At 71.1% G+C, this 20,510-nt stretch carries 16 protein-coding genes; 9 read left to right on the top strand and 7 right to left on the bottom strand.

Going from position 1 to position 20,510, the window contains the following annotated elements; genetic code table 11:
- Positions 1 to 19: 19 nt before the first annotated feature.
- The 3 genes from ACF06X_RS01785 to alc all read left to right on the top strand — a co-directional run bounded on the left by ACF06X_RS01785 (position 20) and on the right by alc (position 3,103).
- On the top strand, positions 20 to 961 hold the full coding sequence (locus tag ACF06X_RS01785) for a DMT family transporter (RefSeq protein WP_392285189.1): 942 nt from the start codon (positions 20 to 22) through the stop codon (positions 959 to 961).
- A 22-nt stretch (positions 962 to 983) separates the two neighbouring features.
- Positions 984 to 1,895, top strand: a complete 912-nt coding sequence (locus tag ACF06X_RS01790; RefSeq protein WP_392285190.1) for a LysR family transcriptional regulator — start codon at positions 984 to 986, stop codon at positions 1,893 to 1,895.
- 68 nt (positions 1,896 to 1,963) lie between these two features.
- Positions 1,964 to 3,103 carry an allantoicase gene (gene alc / locus ACF06X_RS01795; protein WP_392285191.1) on the top strand — a complete coding sequence of 380 codons (1,140 nt, stop codon included), beginning with the start codon at positions 1,964 to 1,966 and terminating at the stop codon, positions 3,101 to 3,103.
- A gap of 189 nt (positions 3,104 to 3,292) precedes the next feature.
- Here alc and pepN (ACF06X_RS01800) read toward each other — a convergent pair whose 3' ends face one another.
- From pepN (ACF06X_RS01800) to ACF06X_RS01815, 4 genes are all read right to left on the bottom strand, one after another.
- Positions 3,293 to 5,869 (bottom strand): aminopeptidase N, encoded by a 2,577-nt coding sequence (gene pepN / locus ACF06X_RS01800; RefSeq protein WP_392285192.1) that lies wholly within the window; start codon positions 5,867 to 5,869, stop codon positions 3,293 to 3,295.
- A 163-nt stretch (positions 5,870 to 6,032) separates the two neighbouring features.
- A complete protein-coding gene (locus ACF06X_RS01805) occupies positions 6,033 to 7,049 on the bottom strand; it encodes an aspartate-semialdehyde dehydrogenase (protein WP_392285193.1) in 1,017 nt (338 codons plus the stop codon).
- 213 nt (positions 7,050 to 7,262) lie between these two features.
- Positions 7,263 to 10,583: a S8 family serine peptidase gene (locus tag ACF06X_RS01810; protein WP_392285194.1), complete on the bottom strand. Its 3,321-nt coding sequence runs from the start codon at positions 10,581 to 10,583 to the stop codon at positions 7,263 to 7,265.
- Positions 10,584 to 10,781: 198 nt separating this feature from the next.
- Positions 10,782 to 11,324 carry a CGNR zinc finger domain-containing protein gene (locus tag ACF06X_RS01815; protein WP_392285195.1) on the bottom strand — a complete coding sequence of 181 codons (543 nt, stop codon included), beginning with the start codon at positions 11,322 to 11,324 and terminating at the stop codon, positions 10,782 to 10,784.
- Between the two features lie 132 nt (positions 11,325 to 11,456).
- Between ACF06X_RS01815 and ACF06X_RS01820 the strand changes: the two genes are divergently transcribed.
- The 5 genes from ACF06X_RS01820 to ACF06X_RS01840 all read left to right on the top strand — a co-directional run bounded on the left by ACF06X_RS01820 (position 11,457) and on the right by ACF06X_RS01840 (position 15,229).
- The gene (locus ACF06X_RS01820) at positions 11,457 to 11,912 is read left to right on the top strand and encodes a VOC family protein (protein ID WP_392285196.1); all 456 of its coding nucleotides are present in this window, start codon (positions 11,457 to 11,459) and stop codon (positions 11,910 to 11,912) included.
- A 133-nt stretch (positions 11,913 to 12,045) separates the two neighbouring features.
- Complete coding sequence (locus ACF06X_RS01825; protein WP_392285197.1) at positions 12,046 to 12,933, top strand: pyridoxamine 5'-phosphate oxidase family protein; 888 nt, start codon at positions 12,046 to 12,048, stop codon at positions 12,931 to 12,933.
- Positions 12,930 to 13,406, top strand: coding sequence for an HPP family protein (locus ACF06X_RS01830; RefSeq protein WP_392285198.1), 477 nt, complete (start codon positions 12,930 to 12,932; stop codon positions 13,404 to 13,406). Before ACF06X_RS01825 ends, ACF06X_RS01830 begins: the two co-directional genes overlap by 4 nt.
- A gap of 21 nt (positions 13,407 to 13,427) precedes the next feature.
- On the top strand, positions 13,428 to 13,895 hold the full coding sequence (locus ACF06X_RS01835; protein ID WP_392285199.1) for an NUDIX hydrolase: 468 nt from the start codon (positions 13,428 to 13,430) through the stop codon (positions 13,893 to 13,895).
- A gap of 92 nt (positions 13,896 to 13,987) precedes the next feature.
- Entirely contained in the window at positions 13,988 to 15,229 is a 1,242-nt protein-coding gene (locus tag ACF06X_RS01840; RefSeq protein ID WP_392285200.1) for a serine hydrolase domain-containing protein, read from the top strand.
- Between the two features lie 8 nt (positions 15,230 to 15,237).
- Here ACF06X_RS01840 and ACF06X_RS01845 read toward each other — a convergent pair whose 3' ends face one another.
- Both ACF06X_RS01845 and pepN (ACF06X_RS01850) read right to left on the bottom strand, forming a co-directional pair.
- The gene (locus tag ACF06X_RS01845; protein WP_392285201.1) at positions 15,238 to 16,092 is read right to left on the bottom strand and encodes a hypothetical protein; all 855 of its coding nucleotides are present in this window, start codon (positions 16,090 to 16,092) and stop codon (positions 15,238 to 15,240) included.
- A gap of 198 nt (positions 16,093 to 16,290) precedes the next feature.
- On the bottom strand, positions 16,291 to 18,855 hold the full coding sequence (gene pepN / locus ACF06X_RS01850; RefSeq protein WP_392285202.1) for an aminopeptidase N: 2,565 nt from the start codon (positions 18,853 to 18,855) through the stop codon (positions 16,291 to 16,293).
- Positions 18,856 to 18,991: 136 nt separating this feature from the next.
- Here pepN (ACF06X_RS01850) and ACF06X_RS01855 point away from each other — a divergent pair, with 136 nt between their 5' ends.
- Entirely contained in the window at positions 18,992 to 19,627 is a 636-nt protein-coding gene (locus tag ACF06X_RS01855; protein ID WP_392285203.1) for a DsbA family protein, read from the top strand.
- A gap of 140 nt (positions 19,628 to 19,767) precedes the next feature.
- Here ACF06X_RS01855 and ACF06X_RS01860 read toward each other — a convergent pair whose 3' ends face one another.
- Entirely contained in the window at positions 19,768 to 20,412 is a 645-nt protein-coding gene (locus ACF06X_RS01860; RefSeq protein WP_392285204.1) for a superoxide dismutase, read from the bottom strand.
- Between the last annotated feature and the right edge of the window lie 98 nt (positions 20,413 to 20,510).

A 20,510-nucleotide genomic window follows, 5' to 3' on the forward strand; every position in this document is an offset into this window, starting at 1 on the left:
CGCAACCGAAAGGACCACCGTGGCACTCCTGGACCGCGTCCGCACCGAACCGAGCACGACCGACGAGCCGGCCACCGCGAAGAACCTCGCGCGGGGAGCCGGCCTCGGCGTTCTCCTCGCGCTCCTCGCCACGGTCGTCTGGTCCGGAAGCTTCGTCGCCGCCCGCGCCCTGCACGACTCCGTCCCGCCCGTCCAGGCGGCGTTCTGGCGCTGGATCGTCGCCCTCCTCGCCGTCGCCCCCTTCGCGGCCCGCGAGACCTGGCGGCAGCGGCGACTCGTCCGCCGCCACCTCGGCTTCGCCACCCTCGCCGCTCTCCTCGGCGTGACCGTCTACAACACCCTGGTCAACCAGGCCGGACTCACCACCTCCGCCGGCAACATGGGCATGATCATGGCCGCCTCCCCGGTCCTCATGGCGCTCTTCGCCCGCCTCGGCGGCGCCCGGCTCGGCGCCCGGCGCGTGACCGGGATGCTGATCGCCTGCGCCGGGGTGCTGCTCCTGGTCGGCAAGGGGGCGCTGCCCACCTCCCTCGCCGCCGGCGACCTGTGGATGCTGGCGGCGGCCGTCAGCTTCGCCTCGTACAGCGCCCTGCTCAAGCGCCGCCCGGCCGAACTCGGCGGAGTCGTCTTCCTCTTCACCACCTTCGTCCTCGGCGCCCTGATGCTGCTCCCGGCGTACGGGCTCAGCCTCGCCCTCCAGGGCGGCTTCGAGCCCTCCACCGCCACCGTCGGACCCCTCGTCTACGTCGGCGTCCTCTCCTCCGCCGTCGCCTTCTTCGCCTGGAACAAGGCCATCACCCTGATCGGCGCCGCCCGCGCCGGAGTCGTCTACTACCTCCAGCCGGTCTGCGTGGCCCTGCTCTCCTTCGCCCTCCTCGGCGAGGAACCCGGCCTCCTCGGCGGCGCCTGCATGGTCCTCATCCTCGGCGGGGTCGCCCTCGCCTCGGCGCGCGGCCGGTGACCGCCCCGGTAGGTTGCGCCCCATGACCGAGTGGGACATCAAGAAACTCCAGATCCTCCGTACCCTCCGCGACCGCGGCACCGTCACCGCGACCGCGGAGGCCCTGCTCATGACCCCCTCGGCCGTCTCCCAGCAGCTCACCAACCTCGCCAAGCAGCTCGGCGTCCAACTCCTGGAGGCGCAGGGCCGCCGGGTCCGGCTCACCGACGCCGCGCACCTCGTGCTGCGCCACGCCGAAGTGGTCTTCGCCCAGCTGGAACGCGCCGACGCCGAGCTCGACGGTTATCTGCGCGGCGAGGCGGGCCAGGTGCGCGTGGCGGCCTTCTCGACCGCCGTGCCCGCCCTCGTCGTCCCCGCCGTGCAGCAGCTGCGCACCGCCCACCCCGGACTCGACGTCCGGGTCCGCGAGGCCGAGGCCGCGAAGGCGTACGAACTGCTCACCGCCGGCGAGGTCGACCTGGCGCTCTCGCTCGCCGCCCACGCCCCCTCCGTACGCGACCCCAAGTTCAGCCGTGTCCCGCTGCTCGCCGACCCGCTCGATGTCGCCCTGCCCACCGGCCATCCGCTCGCCGACGCGCCCGGCCTGCGGCTCGCCGACCTCTCCGCCGAGCCCTGGATCTTCGGCGGCTCCGGCCCGTGGTCCGAGATCACCACCGCCGCCTGCGAGGCCGCCGGGTTCGTCCCCGAGCAGGCCCACAGCGCCTCCGGCTGGACCGCGATCCTCGCCATGGTCGAGGCCGGGATGGGCGTCGCCCTGGTGCCCAGGATGGCCTCCGCCGAACGCCGCACAGGCGTGGTCATGCGGGTCCTCTCCGCCGACCAGCCGCGCCGCCACGTCGTCGCGGCGGTCCGGCGCGGCGCGGAGGAGGGGCCCGCCGTGGCCCGGGTCCTCGCGGCGCTCCGACAGGCCGCCGCAGCCCGCGAGACCATTTAGTAGAACTGAAAAGGTTCATCGAAAACATTCGATGGACCCGAGAGCTCCGGACGCGGGAAAGTCGGGGCATGACCTTCGAGACGAGCACGGAACAGGCCCAGGACCCGCACGCCAACGACGCCGCCCCGTACGGCGGGGGTGACCCGTACGCCGACTACCGCACCGGTGACTTCCCCTTCACCGAGCTGGTCGACCTGGCCGACCGCCGTCTCGGCGCCGGTGTCGTGGCCGCCAACGACGAGTTCTTCGCCGAGCGCGAGAACCTCCTCGTCCGCGAGCGGGCGGTCTTCGACCCGGAGCACTTCGGCCACAAGGGCAAGATCATGGACGGCTGGGAGACCCGCCGTCGCCGGGGTGCCGACGCCGAGAACGTCTTCCCCGCCCCCGAGGACCACGACTGGGCGATCGTCCGCCTCGGTGCCCCCGGCGTCATCCGCGGGATCGTCGTCGACACCGCCCACTTCCGTGGCAACTACCCGCAGCGGGTCTCCGTCCAGGCCGCCGCCGTGGAGGGATCGCCCAGCCCCGAGCAGCTCCTCGCCGACGACGTGAAGTGGGAGGAGCTCGTCCCGCCCACCCCCGTCCGCGGCCACGCCGCCAACGGCTTCGAGATCACGTCGGAGCGTCGCTGGACCCACATCCGGCTCTGCCAGCACCCCGACGGCGGCATCGCCCGCCTCCGCGTCCACGGCGAGGTCGTGCCCGACCCCGAATGGCTGGAGCTGCTCGGGACCCTCGACCTCGTCTCCGTACTCAACGGAGGGGTGTACGAGGACGCGTCGGACAAGTTCTACTCCTCGCCGACCCAGATCATCCTGCCCGGCACCTCCCGCAAGATGGACGACGGCTGGGAGAACCGCCGCCGCCGGGTCCGCGGCACCAACGACTGGGTCCGCTTCCGGCTCGCCGCCCAGGGCGCCGTGCGCGCCGTCGAGATCGACACCGCCTACCTCAAGGGCAACTCGGCCGGCTGGATCGCCCTGCAGGGCCGCAACGGCGAGACGGGTGAGTGGTTCGAGATCATCCCCCGGACCAGGCTCCAGCCCGACACCCTCCACCGCTTCAAGCTCCCCGCCCAGGCCGTCGTCACCCACGTCCGCCTCGACGCCTTCCCCGACGGCGGCGTGGCCCGGATGCGGCTGCACGGCACGCTGACGGAGCAGGGCGCGGCCGACCTGCGCGCCCGCTACGAGGCGCTCGGCGGCTGACCCGTCCGACGCACAGCTTCCGCCCGGCGGAGCGGCCGCGCGCCGACGCCCGCCCGCCGGGCGGACCTCACACACGACGAAGGGGCACCCCACGGGGGAGGGTGCCCCTTCGCCGTTCAAGCGGTCCCGCGTTCGCGCGCGGTCCCGCGGTCACGCGTTCCCGCGGTCACGCGGTCATGCGTGTCCCGGTCAGGCGGTCGCGGCCGCGTCCGCCGCCCGGGCCTTCAGGGCGCGCTCCACGCCCGCGCGGCACTCGGTCACCATGCGCCGCAGCGCCGGCGCCGGCTCGTTCTCCGCGATCCAGGCGTCCGTGGCGTCCAGCGTCTCCTGCGAGACCTGGATCGTCGGGTAGAGCCCGACCACGATCTGCTGGACGATCTCGTGGCTGCGGGTCTCCGCGATGCCCTTGATCGACGCGAAGTACTTCTCCGTGTACGGAGCGAGCAGCTCGCGCTGGTCGGTCTGGACGAAGCCGCCGATCACCGCCGCCTGCACGGCGTTCGTCAGCTTGTCGGACTCCACGACCGACGCCCACGCCTCCGCCTTCGCGGCCTCCGTCGGACGCGCGGCCCGCGCGGTGGCCGCGTGACGCTCGCCCGCGGCGGTACGGTCCCGCTCCAGCTCGCCCGCGATCTCCGGCTCGTCGTAGACACCGGTCGCCGCGAGGCGCTGCACGAACGCCCAGCGCAGCTCGGTGTCGACGGCCAGGCCCTCGATCGACTCACGGCCCTCCAGGAGCGCCGCGAGCAGGTCCAGCTGCTGCGGGGTCCGCGCGGTCGCGGCGAACGCCCGCGCCCACGCCAGCTGGTGGTCGCTGCCCGGCTCGGCCGACCGCAGGTGCGCCAGCGTCGCGTCCGTCCACCGGGTCAGACCCGTCTCGCGCCACTCGGGCGCCGCGTACAGGTCGAGCGCTGCCTTCACCTGGCCCTGCAGCGACTGCACCACGCCGATGTCGGACTCCTTGCCGATGCCGGAGAGCACCAGCTCCAGGTAGTCCCGGGTGGCCAGCTCGCCGTCGCGGGTCATGTCCCAGGCGGCGGACCAGCACAGCGCGCGCGGCAGCGACTCGGTGAAGTCGCCGAGGTGCTCGGTGACGTTCTTCAGCGACACCTCGTCGAGCCGGACCTTGGCGTACGACAGGTCGTCGTCGTTGAGCAGCACGACCGCCGGGCGGGCCTTGCCCTCCAGCTGCGGCACCGAGGTCAGCCCGGTGGCGGTGACGTCCAGCTCGACCCGCTCCGTACGGACCAGCTTGCCGGCCTCGTCCAGGTCGTAGAAGCCGATCGCGATCCGGTGCGGGCGCAGGATCGACTCGCCCTTGGCGCCGACGGGCAGCGCGGGCGCCTCCTGCCTGACCGCGAACGAGGTGATCGCGCCGGAGGCGTCCGTCTCGATCTCCGGGCGCAGGATGTTGATGCCGGCCGTCTCCAGCCACGCCTTCGACCAGGCCTTCAGGTCACGGCCGGAGGTCTCCTCCAGCGCGCCGAGCAGGTCCGACAGGCGCGTGTTCCCGAAGGCGTGCGCCTTGAAGTACGCCTGCACGCCCTTGAAGAACTGCTCCTGGCCGACGTACGCGACCAGCTGCTTCAGCACGCTGGCGCCCTTGGCGTAGGTGATGCCGTCGAAGTTGACCAGCACGTCCTCGAGATCGTTGATCTCGGCCATGATCGGGTGCGTGGACGGCAGCTGGTCCTGACGGTAGGCCCAGGTCTTCTCCGCGTTCGCGAAGGTGGTCCAGGCGTGCGGCCAGCGGGTGCCCGCCACGGAGGCCTGGCAGGCGACCGAGGTGAACGTCGCGAACGACTCGTTCAGCCACAGGTCGTTCCACCACTCCATGGTGACCAGGTCGCCGAACCACATGTGCGCCAGCTCGTGCAGGATGGTCTCGGCCCGGCGCTCGTACGCCGCGTCCGTCACCTTCGAGCGGAAGACGTACTGGTCGCGGATGGTCACCGCGCCCGCGTTCTCCATCGCGCCCGCGTTGAACTCGGGGACGAACAGCTGGTCGTACTTGGCGAAGGGGTAGTCGTACGCGAACTTCTCCTGGAACCAGTCGAAGCCCTGGCGCGTGACGTCGAAGATGTGGTCCGCGTCGAGGAACTCGGCCAGCGAGGGACGGCAGTAGATGCCGAGCGGGACGGACTGGCCGTCCTTCTCGTAGGAGGAGTGCACCGAGTGGTAGGGGCCCGCGATCAGCGCGGTGATGTACGTCGAGATGCGCGGGGTCGGCTCGAACACCCACACGTCGTCCTTGGGCTCCGGCGTCGGCGAGTTGGAGATCACCGTCCAGCCGCTCGGCGCCTTCACGGTGAACTGGAAGGTCGCCTTCAGGTCCGGCTGCTCGAAGGAGGCGAAGACCCGACGGGCGTCCGGCACCTCGAACTGCGTGTAGAGATAGGCCTGGTCGTCGACCGGGTCGACGAACCGGTGCAGGCCCTCGCCGGTGTTGGTGTACGCGCAGTCGGCGACGACCCTCAGCTCGTTCGGACCCTGGCGCAGGTGCTTGAGCGCGATCCGCGAGTCCCGGAAGACGGCGGCCACGTCCAGCGCGTGCCCGTTGAGCACGGCCTCGTGCACGGCGGGGGCGACGAGGTCGATGAAGGTCTCCGCACCGGCCTTGGCGGAATCGAAGCGGACGGTGGTGACGGACCGGTAGATGCCGCCCTCCTGCGCACCGGAGAGGTCCAGTTCGACCTCGTACGCGTCCACGGTCAGCAGCTTCGCCCGCTGCTGCGCCTCTTCACGGGTCAGGTTTGTGCCAGGCACCCGGTCAACTCCTCGGTTTCGTGACGTTTGGCTCATCCTTCCACGGCGCGCCTCAGCGGCGCACGGCGCATTTCCGCGGTCCGCCGCCGCCGAGGAGCGGGCACGACGAAGGGGCGGTACCGGACCGGTACCGCCCCTTCGTCTCGTCACGCGGCCGCCGGCGTCAGCCCTGTAGCTCCGCCGCCACCAGCTCGGCGATCTGCACCGCGTTCAGCGCCGCGCCCTTGCGCAGGTTGTCGTTGGAGAGGAACAGCGCGAGACCGTTCTCCACCGTCTCGTCCACGCGGATGCGGCCCACGTAGGAGGCGTCCTTGCCGGCCGCCTGGAGCGGCGTCGGGATCTCGGAGAGCTCGACGCCCTCGGCGTCCTTCAGCAGCTCGTAGGCGCGCTCCACGCTGATCGGACGGTCGAAGCGGGCGTTCACCTGGAGCGAGTGGCCGGAGAAGACCGGGACGCGCACGCAGGTGCCGGAGACCTTCAGGCCGGGGATCTCCAGGATCTTGCGGGACTCGTTGCGGAGCTTCTGCTCCTCGTCGGTCTCGAAGGAGCCGTCGTCGACGATCGAGCCGGCCAGCGGGACGACGTTGAAGGCGATCGGACGCTTGTAGACGCCCGGCTCGGGGAACTCGACGGCCTCGCCGTCGAAGGCCAGCTGGTCGGCCTTCTCGGCCACCGCGCACGCCTGGGTGCGCAGCTCGGCGACGCCCGCCACACCGGAGCCGGACACGGCCTGATAGGTGGTGGCGACGATCGCGGTCAGGCCGGCCTCCTGGTGGAGCGGCTTGAGGACCGGCATCGCGGCCATCGTGGTGCAGTTCGGGTTCGCGATGATCCCCTTGGGGCGGTCCTTGATCGCGTGCGGGTTGACCTCGGAGACCACCAGCGGCACCTCGGGGTCACGGCGCCACGCGGAGGAGTTGTCGATCACGACGGCGCCCTGGGAGGCGACCTTCTCGGCGAGCGCCTTGGAGGTGGCGCCACCGGCCGAGAAGAGCACGATGTCCAGACCGGTGTAGTCGGCGGTGGAGGCGTCCTCGACCGTGATCCCGTCGACGACCGTGCCGGCGGAGCGGGCGGAGGCGAAGAGCCGCAGCTCGTCGACCGGGAAGTTGCGCTCGGCCAGAATGCTGCGCATGACTGTGCCGACCTGACCGGTGGCTCCGACGATTCCGACCTTCACGGGGACTCCTCCGTACGTATGTGCAGGGTGCTGCCAGACCATGATGCGTATGTCACGGGGCGCCTTGTCCAATCCATTGTCCAAGGGTCGGGACGTGGGCGGACGTGTGCGGGACGTGTGTCACGACACACGAAGGGCGGGCGCCGGTTCCGGCGCCCGCCCTCCTACCCGCTCAGCGGGGTTTCACCGTGCTTCCACGGTGTGACCTCGCCCTTACGGTGTGACCTTGCCGATCACGACACTGCCGGAGCCCGCGACCGTACCGCGCGCGTTCAGCAGCTGGACCTCGCCGAAGAACTGCCGGCCCTCGGGCGCGGCACCGGAGACCAGCACCTCGGCGCTGACCTGGGCGCTCGCGCCGTTGGCCAGCGGCACCGGCTTGGTGGCGTCGACCCGCACGCTGCCGAGCGCGGACGAGAAGTACACGTCCTTGTAGTCGTAGGTCGTGCCGCCCGCGGCCTGCACCGAATAGCCGTCGATCACGATCGTGTAGGTACCGGCGGCCGGCTTGACCAGCGAGACGGCCTCCTCCGAGTCGCCGTCCGCCGCCTGGCCGACCTGCTTGCCGTTCAGGAGAACGGTCAGGTCGAGGTCGGCGGCCTTGTCGGAGGTGTTGCCGATGGCCACGTCCAGCCGCTCCACACCCTCACCGATGGTGACGGTCTTCGTCTGCTGCTCGTGGTGCTGGATGGTCGGCGTCTCGACCTTGGCCGAGCCCAGGGAGCCACCCTTCAGCCTGCCGTCGATCGCGGCGAACTTGTTGGTGACCTTCCACTCGACGGCGGCCGGGGTGCCGACCTTCGCCTCGGCGACGGTCTGCACGGCCGGGTCGAAGTCGGCGCCGAGCACCGAGACGTCCAGCTTGTACGGGTTGTCCAGGTCGGGCGAGGTACGACGCGACTCGACCTCGATCTCCCAGACGCCCGGCGTCGGGTTGGCGTACGAACGCAGGTCCGGACGGCAGGTGTTCGCCGGGTTGTAGTGCGGGTAGCACGCGGTGGACGCGGTGGACTCGATGGCCACGCCGTACGGGTGGATCGCGATGAACCGGGTCTGGCTCTTCTCCTTGAGACCGCCGATGGCGACCTCCAGGGTCTTGGCGCCCTCCGGCACGGTCACGAAGTACGACTTGTGGCTGTTGCGCTGCACCGAGCCCGAAGCGGAGAAGCCGTAACCGGGCGCGACCAGGTCGTTCGCGACGACGACGGTCGACAGGATCTGCTTGTCGACGCCCTCGGTGCGCTCGTCGTCGGCCTCCAGGATGACGCTGTGCACACCGGCCGTGGTGGGCCGGGCCTGGATCTTGACGGTGACCGGCTTGTTCAGCGGCAGGTCGATCTCGTCGTCGCCGAGGATCTTGAAGGTGCCGTCGTTGTACTTCAGGTCCAGCTCGTGCTCGATGGTCCGGTTCGGGCCGCTCGTGCGCGTGACGGTGACGTCGTAGACCTTCTTCTGGCCGACCTTGAGGCCGCCCTCACGGTCGTACACACCGGTGCCGGTGTGCGGGGCCGGGAAGATCACGGTGTCGACCGGGGCCTCGACCTTGTAGTCGTGCGCCGTGGCGCCGTCCTTGATCGAGTCCCAGGCGTCGTTGATGTCGATCAGACCGGAGCCCTGCTCGTGCGCCGCGACACCGGAGATCCGGTTGGCGGTCGAGGTGAGCGCGGTCCGCAGGGTGAGCGGGGAGAGCTCCAGGCCCTTCTGCTTCGCGGCGGAGAGCAGCAGCGCGCTCGCGCCCGCGACCTGCGGGGAGGACATCGAGGTGCCGTTGAGCATCCCGTAACCGGCGGGCAGCTTGTAGCCGGCCTCGGGCACGCCCGAGCCCGCCTGCCAGGTCGGGATGGTGTTCACGGCCGAGCCCGGACCGGTGATGGTCGGGGTGAAGCCGCCGTCCTCACGCGGGCCGCGCGAGGAGAAGGGGAACATCGCGTACGGCTTCTCGACGGCCGAGCCGTAGTTGGCGGCCCAGGTCGACTTGGAGATGGCCGCGCCGACCGAGACGACCTTGTCGGCCAGGCCGGGGTCGCCGATGGTGTTGATGCCCGGGCCGGAGTTGCCGGCCGAGATGACCAGCTGGACGCCGTACTGGTCGATCAGACGGGTGTAGAGGCGGGCGCGGACGTTGTCGCCGTCGTTCTGCGCGGGCAGGCCGCCGATCGACATGTTGACGATGTCGACGCCGCGGTTGACGACGAGGTCCGTCATGCCCTCGGTCAGGGCGGTGTTGGTGCAGCCGCCGGTCCAGGTGCACGCGCGCGAGGAGACGATCTTCGCGCCGGGCGCCGCGCCGTTCATCCTGCCGCCGAAGAGGCTGTGCGCGGCGGTGATGCCGGCGACGTGCGTGCCGTGCGAGGACTCGACGAGACCGACGTTGACGAAGTCGCGCTTCTGGCCCACCCAGCTGCCGCCGAGCGGGTCCATCGCGACGTCCTTGCGGATCTCGACGACGAACGGGGTCTTCTCGACGACCTCGGTGGCCGGGTTGTCGGTACCGAACCAGCCGATCTGGTACCCGTCCTTGTACGGCTTCATCGGCGTGTTGTCGGTGAAGTCGTTGTTCTGGTCGGTGTCCACGCGGACGGTGCCGGCGGCCGGGTCGTACAGCATCCCGAAGACGTCGGTGGTGTCGCCGTCGCGGTTGATGTCACCGGCCGGGTCACCGCCCGCGGTGATCGACTCGCTGAAGCGGCTCCACTGGTAGGAGCCCTCGGGCGCCTTCCAGCTCTGCGTGGCCGCGGTGAAGACCGGGCCGGTGACCGGGGTGATCTGGGCGCGCCAGGTGGCGTCGCCCTCGGTCAGCGGGTCGGTGGCGGTGACCCAGTCGACGATCTTGCGCTCGCCGGTGGTGGTCTTCTGCAGGGCCGGGTGGCCGAGGTCGACACCGGAGTCGAGGACGCCGATGGTCACGCCGCGGCCGTCGGCCTTGGGGTGGTCCTGGACGAACTCGACCGCGCCCGTCTCGTGCGACGGGTTGTACGGGTTCTTCGCCGGGGTGTTCTGGCCGGGGGCCGGGTACGTCGTGGTGACGGTCGTGCCCTCGACGGCGCCGGCGACGCCCGCGTCCGGGATCGGGTCGTCCAGCTTGATCTCGGCCTGGAGGTCGATCGACTGGACGGAGGAGAGCTTGGTCGCCGCCTTGATGGCGGCGTCCGCCTTGCCGGTCGGGATCGTGGCGCGGACATAGCCGAGCTTGTCGTCCCGCTTGCCGACCGAGGCGCCCTGGACGGCGTCGAGCTGGCCGGCGACCTGCTCGGTGGAGCCGGGGGCGGTGGCGACGAGGATGGTGACGTTCTTCTCGCCGGTCGCCTCGGCCTCGGACAGGCGCTGGGCGTCGGTCGCGCCGAGCTTGTCGGCGGGGTCGGCGGACTTCACCGGGGGAGTGGTGGTCGCCGGATCGTCGGCGGCCAGGACCGGAGCAGCACCGGCCGCGATGAGCGCGGTCACAAGCCCGGCGGCGGCGGCGATGCGTGCCGCGCGTCTGTGCCCGGGGGTCGAGCGTCCGGGTATGGAGCTCTGAGATTCGGGGGTGGTCATTTACATCCCTGTTTGTGAAAAGAGAGGGTCCGGATTTCGGTACCGGATGACCGCTCAGCCTTTCGCAAGAGACAGGGGTTTGTGGAGAGTTGCCAGGGAACGGGTTACGGCCATGGCGTACATTCGCCACCGCGCACGATGCGCCACAGGGAGCGTAACGGGACGGATCGGGACGAGTCGACTCGCCTCCGCCGCCAGTTAGTTGTCTTTTGTACGGGCGTAATGCCGTGAGGCCTTGGCCCGGTTGCCGCAGGTCGTCATCGAGCACCACCGTCGCGTGCCGTTCCGCGAGGTGTCGAAGAAGTGCAGGATGCACGCGTCGTGGGCGCAGGCCCGGATCCGGTCGGGGGCGGTGCGCAGAAGGGTGAGGTAGTCGCGGGCGGCGGTCCAGCCGGGCCCCCAGGCGACCTCCTCGAACTCCGGCTCCTCGCCGGGACCCCCGACGGTGAGGGTGGGCCGGATGCGGCCGTGGCCGAGGACGGCGTCGACGCGGGTGACGGCGTCGGGATCGCCGGGGCGGTCGGCGAGCGCGAGCAGCGCGTCCCGGGCGGCGAGGGTGTGGCGCAGGGTGGTCGCGTCCGCGACGAAACGGCCCTCGAGCCCGTTGGCGGTGAGCCAGACGGTCAGGCCCTCGGTGTCGGTGAGCAGGTCCTGACGGACGCCGTCCTTCATCCACCGGGTGTTGAGCAGGTCCAGGGAGACGGGCTCGCCGGTGAGCGGACGAGGGTCGGTGACGGTCATCGCGGGGCCCCTTTGCCGTGGTCTAACCACTCAAGAGTACGTGACGGGTTGACGCTCTCGATCCCTAACCTCTAAAGTCCAGTTAACTGGTTAGCCCCGCTCGGGGTGGACCGCCGCGAGAGGGGAAACGCCATGACGGCGATCGGCACGCTGCGCACCGGCCACATCGGCCTCAACGTCACGGACCTGGAGCGCTCGCTCACGTTCTACGGAGACGTCCTCGGCTTCGACCTGATCGCCGAGGGCAAGGAGGAGGGCCGGCGCTACGCCCTCCTGGGCCAGGGTGGACAGCTCGTCCTCACCCTCTGGCAGCAGGCGGAGGCGGGTTACGACTCCGGCCGCGCCGGCCTCCACCACCTGGCCTTCGAGGCCGAGTCGATCGAGCGGGTCAGGGCCGCGGAAGCCGCGCTCAAGGCCCGGGACGTCTCCTTCGCGTACGAGGGCGTGGTCGCCCACCGCGAGGGCTCCGCCTCCGCCGGCATCTTCTTCCACGACCCGGACGGCACCCGCCTGGAGATCTACACCCCGGAGGCACCAGATGCCTCGGAGGCTCCCGTGGAATCGGCCCCCACCTGCGGCTTCTTCTAAGGCTCCCCACCCCGGTGTGGGCATACGTTCCGCTGGGGCGGAACGGGTGGGCACACCCCACGAACGCGCCGCCCGCGCCAAGGGCCCTCGCCCCGACCCCCGCCCCGACGAGCCCGCACCCTCGGAGAAGCCCGTGAACCCCTACAATCCCGGCTCCCTCGCCCTCCAGGAAAGAGCCGGCGTCCGCGCCCTCGCAGACCACATCGCCCCCTCCATCACCCCCACCCTCCGCCCCGTCGCCGCCGCCTTCCTCGAACTCCAGCCCATGCTGGTGCTCGGGGCGGCCGACGCCGACGGCCGCGTCTGGAGCACGCTCCTGACCGGCGCCCCCGGGTTCGTCCGGGCGACGGGCCCGCGCGCGATCTCCGTGGCGGCGTCCCTCCCCGCCCCGGCCGGATCGCCCGTGGGAACGATCGCCCTCGACCCCCGCACCCGCCGCCGCATGCGGCTCAACGGCATCGGCCGCCCCAGCGCCCGCGGCTTCACCGTCGAGGCGGAACAGGTCTTCTCCAACTGCCCGAAGTACCTGCAGAAGCGCGAGCTGTACGCCCCCGACCCAACCACCCCAACCACCCCAACCACCCCACCCGGCGCCCCGCACCACGGCACCGCGCTCACCCCCGACCAGGAACGGTTCGTCCGCGCCGCCGACACCTTCTTCATCGCCACCGTCGCCCCGGACGGCGCGGACGCGAGCCACCGGGGCGGCAACCCCGGCTTCGTCCGCGTCGACTCGCCGACAGAGCTGAGCTGGCGCGACTACCCCGGCAACTCGATGTTCCTGACCCTCGGCAACCTGGAGTCCGACGGCCGCGCCGGCCTTCTCTTCCTGGACTGGAGCTCCGGTACGACGCTCCAGCTCACCGGCCGCGCTCACATCGCGTACGGACCGGAGGCGAGCGACCGCACCACCCGCTTCCGTATCGAGCGGAGCGTCGAGACGCCGAACGCCAGCCCCCTGCGCTGGTCGAGCCCCCTCTACTCCCCCGCCAATCCGCCCCTCTCCCAGGACCCCGTATGACGACCGCCCCCGCCCGACCCCACCCCCGTGCGGTCGCCCTGGCCACCGCCGTCAGCGTCGCCGCGCTCCTCACCCTCGTCGCCGTCGGCACCGTGCTCCACCAGCCCCTGCTCATCCCGCCCCTCGCGGCCAGCATGGCGCTGGTCGCCGGGGCGCCCGACCTGCCGCTCTCCCAGCCCCGCTCCGTGGTCGGCGGCCAACTGCTCTCCGCGCTCACCGGTTTCGCCGTACTGCCGTTCACCGGACCCGGCCTCTGGGCCGCCGCCCTCGCCGGCGGCCTCGCGCTCGGCGTCATGATGCTCGCGCGCACCCCGCACTCGCCCGCCGCCGCGACCGCCGTGATCGTCACCCTCCAGAATCCGCCGTTCTGGTCGTTCCTCGCCCTGCTCGCCCTCGCCTCCGTCCTGCTCGTCGCCGTCGGCCTCGCGGGCGCCCGGGCCACCGGCCGGACGTATCCCGCGTACTGGCTCTGACCTCGCCGCTAACCTCGTTCCATGAAGCAGGAGTTGAGGGTGGCGGCCTACGCCGTGTGCGTACGGGACGGAGAGATACTGCTCGCCCGCTGGGTGGACAGCGCCGGAACCAAACGGTGGACTCTGCCGGGCGGCGGCATGGACCACGGCGAGGAGCCGGTCGACACCGTCGTCCGGGAGGTCGAGGAGGAGACCGGGTACGTCTGCGAGCCCACGGCGCTGCTCGGCATCGACTCCATCCGCAGAGGCTGGCTGCGCCGACTGGCCGGACCCGGTGACTTCCAGGGCCTGCGGATCCTCTACGAGGCCCGGATCACCGGCGGCTCCCTGCGCAACGAGACCGGCGGCTCCACGGACCTGGCCGCCTGGCACCCCCTCGCCGCCGTCCCCGACCTCGCCCGCGTCGCACTCGTCGACATCGGCCTCGATCTGTGGCGCGAACGGCCCCCGGTCGGACGCTCCCGCCTCGCCGATCCGGCGAACGGCTGAAAACCGCTCAACCTCAGCGTGGTCCTCAACCCTCCCGCAGGGCCCAGGGTCCCCTCCCGTGACCGCAGTACGCACACCAGGGGAGCCCGCACATGTCAGCCGCACACACCGTCCGTACGACACACACCGTCCGTACGACACGCACCGCCCGCACCGTCCGTACCGTCCTCGCCGCCACCGTCGTGGCCGGCCTGACCGCCACCGCCCTCGCGACCCCCGCCCTCGCGGCGCCCGTGAAGCCCGACCACCGCGCCACCCAGCAGGCCCTCGACGCCGCCGTCGCGGACGGCGTGCCCGGGGCCGTCGCCCAGGCCCGCTCCGGCCGGTCCGGCTGGACCGGGACGGCCGGTGAGCGAGGCGGCCAGGACCGCTACCGGGTCGGCTCCATCACCAAGACCTTCGTCGCCACCGTCCTCCTCCAGCTCCAGGCCGAGGGCCGCCTCGACCTCGACGACTCCGTCGAGAAGTGGCTGCCGGGCGTGGTCCGCGGCAACGGCCACGACGGCCGTGAGATGACCGTCCGCCAGCTCCTCAACCACACGAGCGGCGTCTACAGCTTCACCTCCGACCCGGGATTCCAGGAGAAGGTCTTCGGCCCGGGGTTCCTCAAGCACCGCTACGACACCTGGACCCCCGAGCAGATCGTCGCGATCGCGATGGCCCACAAGCCGGACTTCGCCCCCGGGACGAACTGGAACTACTCCAACACCAACTACGTCCTGGCGGGCATGGTGATCGAGAAGGCGACCGGCCGCCCGTACGGCAAGGAGGTGCAGCGCCGGATCATCAAGCCGCTCAAGCTGCGCGCCACGACCGTGCCCGGCACCACCGTGACGATGCCGAAGCCGAGTTCACTGGCGTACTCGAAGCTCTCGATGGACCCGGACGCGACGACGGTCCACGACGTCAGCGAGCTGAACCCGAGTCTCGCGTACGCGGCGGGCGAGATGATCTCCGACTCCAACGACCTGCAGACCTTCTACCGCGCCCTGCTCAAGGGCAGGCTGCTCCCCGAGGCCGAGCTGCGGGAGATGACGGACACCGTGACCGTCAGCCCCGAGCTGCCGGGCATGGGGTACGGCCTCGGGCTGATGCGGCAGAAGCTGAGCTGCGGCAAGGAGGTCTGGGGCCACGGCGGAGGCATCCACGGCTCCACCTCGGAAGCCGTCGCCACCCGGAACGGTGAGCACTCGCTCGCCCTGAACTTCAACGCCGACTGGACGGGCGACAGCCAGGCCGTCCTGGAGGCCGAGTTCTGCGGCACGATACCGAAGCCGGCACCCAAGTCGGCACCCGAGCCGGCGCAGCAGCCGCCGGCGGCCCCGCTGCCGTAGCGCCGCCACTACCGGGGCAGGACGACGACATAGGCGGCCGGCTGCCGGTCCGTCGCGGCCATCAGCGCCGTACGGACCACGGTGGCCTGCTGCTCCATCGCCTCGCGCAGTTTACGCGGGGTGATGTGGACGACCGTGATGCCGAGCCGCTCCAGGTGCTCTCGCTTACGGGTGTACTCCGACCACAGTGCGTCGTCGTCCTGTCTCGGCGCCCGGGTGTCCAGCTCCACGGCCACCGCCTGGTCCGGCCAGTAGGCGTCGAGTCCGCCGAGGTGCGGGCCGCCCGGCAGCCGCAGGTCCACGTTCCACAGCGGGTCCGGGAGCGCGAACTCCCGCACCATCTCGTAGAGCCGCTCCTCGGCGATCGACCGGCCCTCGGCGAGCAGCGCGTCGACCGCGTCCACCACGTGGGGCTGGTTCAGGAGCCGGCCCCGGTTCAACTCCCGTACCACCGTGCCGGGTTCGCAGTGGCCCGCGCGGACGGCCTCGGTGAGCAGGCGCCGTACCACCCCCGCGTCGTCCAGGCCGGAGAGCGCGTCGGCGAGCGCCCGCGCGACCGGGGCGACCGGCACGCCGGCGATCTCCAGCGGCTCGGGGAGGTCCTGGGCGCGGACCACCCGGACGCCGCCGGTGGAGCGCAGGCGGCGGGTGCGGGGCACCAGGACGTCGATCCGGCCGAGGGCGGGCAGCGGGGGAGCCGAGGAGAAGCGGTGAAGGGCGAGTGCGGCGAGACCGGTGATCATCGCCTCGGGGCCCTGGGCGGGGACGGTGCCGCGGCGCCGGACGTAGTGGAGCGCCTCGTGCAGCCGGTCTTCGCCGGAACGGGGGAGGGGGCGGGGGGAGATGGGGGTGTTGTGGTTCATGCCGGGGGTCTTCCGCCGCCCGGGCCTCCGCTAACCGCTGTTACAGGGCCGTCGACATTCCGGGACAAGCTCGTCCTAAAGTACGCGCGTTCGAGTGCCGATCATGCCCCCTTGTCCCGCCCCCGAATCCCGGCACACACGCGATCGGCCCCGGCGGCGAGCACCGCTCACCACCGGGGCCGACAGCCGGTCCGTCCGCTACGCCGCGAGACGGTCGCACGCCTGCCCGCGCAGGGCCCTCGCCAGGTCGTCCCGCGCCTCCAGCACGAGACGGCGCAGCGCCGGCGCCGCGTCCTCGTGCGCCGCGAGCCACGCGTCCGTCGCCGCGAGCGTCCGCTCGTCGTCCTGCAGCCCCGGGAAGAGTCCGCGTACGACGTCCATCCCGATCTGGATCGAGCGCTCGGCCCACACCCGTTCGATCGCCGCGAAGTACTTCTCCGTGTACGGCGCGATCAACTCGCGCTGGGAGGGCTGGGCGAAGCCCGCGATCGTCGCCTCCACCAGCGCGTTCGACAGCGCGTCCGACTCCACGACCTGCGCCCAGGCCTGCGCCTTGACGGCGGCCGACGGGCGGGCCGCCAGGCAGCGGACCTGGTGGCGCTTGCCGGTCGCCGTGTCGTCGCGGGCCAGCTCCTCGTCGATCCTGGTCTCGTCCGCGCGGCCGTGCGCGGCCAGCGGCTCCAGGAACGACCAGCGCAGCTCCTGGTCGACGTCGAGCCCGTCGATCGCGGCCGTGCCCGCGAGGAGCCCCTCCAGAAGCTGGAGGTCGGCGTCGGAGGAGGCCACGGAGGCGAAGAAGCGCGCCCAGGTCAGCTGGTGCTCGCTGCCCGGCTCCGCGAGGCGCAGCTCGCGCAGCCCGCCCTCGGCGAGCAGCCGGCCGCCCTCCTGGCGCCACTCGGCCGCCGCGTAGTGCGTGACCGCCGACCTCGCCCAGGTGTGCACCATCTGCAGCACGCCGATCTCCGTCTCCTGGCCCGCGAACCGCAGCGCGACGGAGACGAAGTCCCGGGCCGGCATCAGACCGTCCCGCGTGAGGTTCCACAGCGCCGACCAGCACAGCGCGCGGGCCAGCGGGTCGGTGATGTCGCCGAGGTGGGCGCGCAGCGTGGCCAGCGATCCCTCGTCGAAGCGGATCTTGCAGTAGGTCAGGTCGTCGTCGTTGACGAGGACGAGGTCCGGAGCCTCGGCGCCGGCCGTGTACGCGGCCACGGTCCGGGGCCCGTCGACGTCCAACTCCTCGACGCTGTAGCGCTCCAGCGCTCCGGCCTCGGTCCGTCGGTACAGCCCCACCCTCACCCGGTGCGGACGCAGCTCCTCGCCGTCCTGGAGGACGGCCAGTTCGGTGATCCGGCCCTCACCGCCGTACGTCACCACCGGTGTCAGCGCGTTCACGCCGGAGGTCTGCAGCCAGGACCGCGACCAGGCCTTCATGTCGCGCCCGGAGGTCTCCTCCAGGACGGACAGCAGATCGCCGAGGCGGGTGTTGCCGTAGGCGTGGCGCTTGAAGTAGCGGCGGGCGCCCTCCAGGAACGCGTCCCGCCCCGCGTACGCCACCAGCTGCTTCAGCACCGAGGCGCCCTTGGCGTACGTGATGCCGTCGAAGTTCAGCTTGGCGTCCTCCAGGTCACGGATGTCGGCCGTGATCGGGTGCGTGGACGGCAGCTGATCGGCCCGGTAGGCCCACGACTTGCGGTTGTTGGCGAAGGTCACCCAGCTGTTGGCGAACCGCGTCGCCTCCGCGAGGGAGAACGAACCCATGAAGTCGGCGAAGGACTCCTTCAGCCACAGGTCGTCCCACCACACCATCGTGACCAGGTCGCCGAACCACATGTGCGCCATCTCGTGCAGGATGACGTTGGCCCGCCGCTCGTACGCGGCCTGGGTGACCTTGCCCCGGTAGATGTACTCCTCGCGGAAGGTCACCATGCCCGGGTTCTCCATCGCGCCGAGGTTGTACTCGGGGACGAAGGCCTGGTCGTACTTCCCGAAGGGGTACGGAAAGTCGAAGTTGTCGTGGAAGAAGTCGAAGCCCTGCTTGGTGACGAGGAAGACGTCGTCCGCGTCGAAGTGCTTCGCGAGCCCCTTGCGGCACATCGCGCCGAGCGGGATCTCCAGCTGGGTCCCGTCCTGGAGGGTCCGCTTGTAGGTGTCCGTGACGTAGTGGTACGGCCCCGCGACGACACAGGTGATGTACGTGGAGATGGGCGCCGTCTCCGCGAAGCGCCACACCCCGTCCTCGCCGCGCTCGCCCACCCCGTTCGACCAGACCGTCCAGCCCTCCGGCGCCGTCACCGCGAAGCGGTAGGGCGCCTTGAGGTCGGGCTGCTCGAAGTTCGCGTACACCCGGCGGGCGTCGGCCGGCTCGTACTGCGTGTAGAGGTAGACCTCACCGTCCTCCGGGTCGACGAAGCGGTGCATGCCCTCACCGGTCCGGCTGTAGGCGCACTGAGCGTCCACCACCAGCACGTTGTCGTCGGCGAGGCCGTCGAGCGCGATCCGCGAGCCGTCGAAGACGGCGGCCGGGTCCAGCGACCGCCCGTTCAGCTCCACCGAGGTCACGGCGGGGGCCACCAGGTCCACGAAGGTCGCCGAGCCCGTCCCCGTACGCCGGAAGCGGATCGTCGTCACCGAGCGGAACGTCCGCGCCCCCTCACCGGACTCGCCGACCGCCGAGCGCAGATCGAGGGCCACCTCGTATCCGTCGACGGACAGCAGCTCGGCCCGCTCGCGGGCCTCGTCGCGGGACAGGTTCTCACCGGGCACGGTCACTCCTTCGTGGCGCGTCAGAAACAGCACCGATCCTCCCATGTGGGGCTGACACGCGGCACTCGGGGAATGCCGCCGCCGACCGGTGGTGTTGGTCCCTTCGGCGCGTAGAGATCCGTCCCTGAGGAGTGAGATGTCCGAGAGCAGGACCACCGCCGACTTCTGGTTCGACCCGCTGTGCCCCTGGGCCTGGATGACCTCCCGCTGGATGCTGGAGGTGGAGAAGGTGCGCCCGGTCGACGTGCGCTGGAAGGTGATGAGCCTGGCGGTCCTCAACGAGGACAAGCTGGACGAGGTCCCGGCCGAGTACCGCGAGATGCTGGAGACGCAGGCCTGGGGCCCGGTCCGCGTGGTGGTCGCGGCCCAGCAGCTGCACGGTGACGACGTGGTCGGCAAGCTCTACACGGCGCTCGGCACCCGCTTCCACAACAACGGCGAGGGCCCCACCCGCGAGGCGATCTCCGCCGCCCTCGCGGACGTCGGCCTGCCGGCCGAGCTGGCCGACTACGCCGAGAAGGACACGTACGACACCGAGCTGCGCGCCTCCCACAAGGAGGGCATCGAGAAGGTCGGCCAGGACGTGGGCACGCCGGTCATCTCCGTCCCGGGCGCGGACGGCGACCATGTCGCCTTCTTCGGTCCCGTGGTCACCCCGACCCCGCGCGGCGAGGCGGCGGCCCGGCTGTGGGACGGCACGCTGCTCGTGGCGTCGACGCCCGGCTTCTACGAGATCAAGCGCACGCGGACGGCGGCGCCGAGCTTCGAGTAGTACAGGAGAACCCCCGTGACTCTCCCCCAGAGCTGCCTCTGGGGGTGCCCCCAATCACGGGGGTTCTCCTTCCGCCCGCCCGGTGAAGGTTGAGAAGACGATCACGAGCAGGACGACTGAGGGGTACTGGCGGAGAAGGGTCAGATGGAGATCAGCGGGACGGAGCTCTTGGCGGCCTGGTAGCGCTTGTTCACGTCCTGCCAGTTGACGACCTGCCACATGGCCTCGATGAAGTCCACCTTCTGGTTCTTGTACTGCAGGTAGAAGGCGTGCTCCCAGGCGTCGAAGACGAGGACCGGGATCGAGCCCTGGCCGACGTTGCCCTGGTGGTCGTAGACCTGCTCGACGATCAGCCGGCCGCTGATCGGCTCGTACGCGAGGACGCCCCAGCCGGAACCCTGGGTGGTCGCCGAGGCCTTGGTCAGCTGGGACTTGAACTTGGCGAACGAGCCGAAGGACTCGGTGATCGCGTCGGCGAGCTCACCGACGCCGTCGGCCGCCAGCGGCTCGCCGCCGCCGCCGTCCTTCGGGCTGTCCATGTTGTTCCAGTAGATGGAGTGCAGGATGTGGCCGGAGAGGTGGAAGGCCAGGTTCTTCTCCAGGCCGTTGATCGCGCCCCACTGCTCCTTGTCGCGCGCCTCTTCCAACTGCTCCAGGGTGTCGTTCGCGCCCTTGACGTAGGCGGCGTGGTGCTTGTCGTGGTGCAGCTCGATGATCTGCGGGTTGATCACCGGCTCCAGCGCCGCGTAGTCGTACGGCAGTTCCGGAAGGGTGTAGATCGCCATGTGCCGAGCCTCTCGCTGCTGGTGCTTATTGCAACCTATATGCAGGTGCAGGGTAGCAGCAGCAGTGCCCCGAATCGATCAGCCCTTGGCCCTAGGTC

Source organism: Streptomyces sp. NPDC015346 (genome assembly GCF_043078785.1).
Classification (GTDB): Bacteria; Actinomycetota; Actinomycetes; order Streptomycetales; family Streptomycetaceae; genus Streptomyces.

Excerpts from the sequence above, each read along its gene's own strand:
- ACF06X_RS01790 (WP_392285190.1), top strand. The coding sequence starts at position 984 with ATGACCGAGTGGGACATCAAGAAACTCCAGATCCTCCGTACCCTCCGC.
- alc (WP_392285191.1), top strand. The coding sequence starts at position 1,964 with ATGACCTTCGAGACGAGCACGGAACAGGCCCAGGACCCGCACGCCAAC.
- ACF06X_RS01810 (WP_392285194.1), bottom strand. The coding sequence starts at position 10,583 with ATGACCACCCCCGAATCTCAGAGCTCCATACCCGGACGCTCGACCCCC.
- ACF06X_RS01815 (WP_392285195.1), bottom strand. The coding sequence starts at position 11,324 with ATGACCGTCACCGACCCTCGTCCGCTCACCGGCGAGCCCGTCTCCCTG.
- ACF06X_RS01820 (WP_392285196.1), top strand. The coding sequence starts at position 11,457 with ATGACGGCGATCGGCACGCTGCGCACCGGCCACATCGGCCTCAACGTC.
- ACF06X_RS01830 (WP_392285198.1), top strand. The coding sequence starts at position 12,930 with ATGACGACCGCCCCCGCCCGACCCCACCCCCGTGCGGTCGCCCTGGCC.
- ACF06X_RS01835 (WP_392285199.1), top strand. The coding sequence starts at position 13,428 with ATGAAGCAGGAGTTGAGGGTGGCGGCCTACGCCGTGTGCGTACGGGAC.
- ACF06X_RS01840 (WP_392285200.1), top strand. The coding sequence starts at position 13,988 with ATGTCAGCCGCACACACCGTCCGTACGACACACACCGTCCGTACGACA.
- ACF06X_RS01845 (WP_392285201.1), bottom strand. The coding sequence starts at position 16,092 with ATGAACCACAACACCCCCATCTCCCCCCGCCCCCTCCCCCGTTCCGGC.
- ACF06X_RS01855 (WP_392285203.1), top strand. The coding sequence starts at position 18,992 with ATGTCCGAGAGCAGGACCACCGCCGACTTCTGGTTCGACCCGCTGTGC.
- ACF06X_RS01860 (WP_392285204.1), bottom strand. The coding sequence starts at position 20,412 with ATGGCGATCTACACCCTTCCGGAACTGCCGTACGACTACGCGGCGCTG.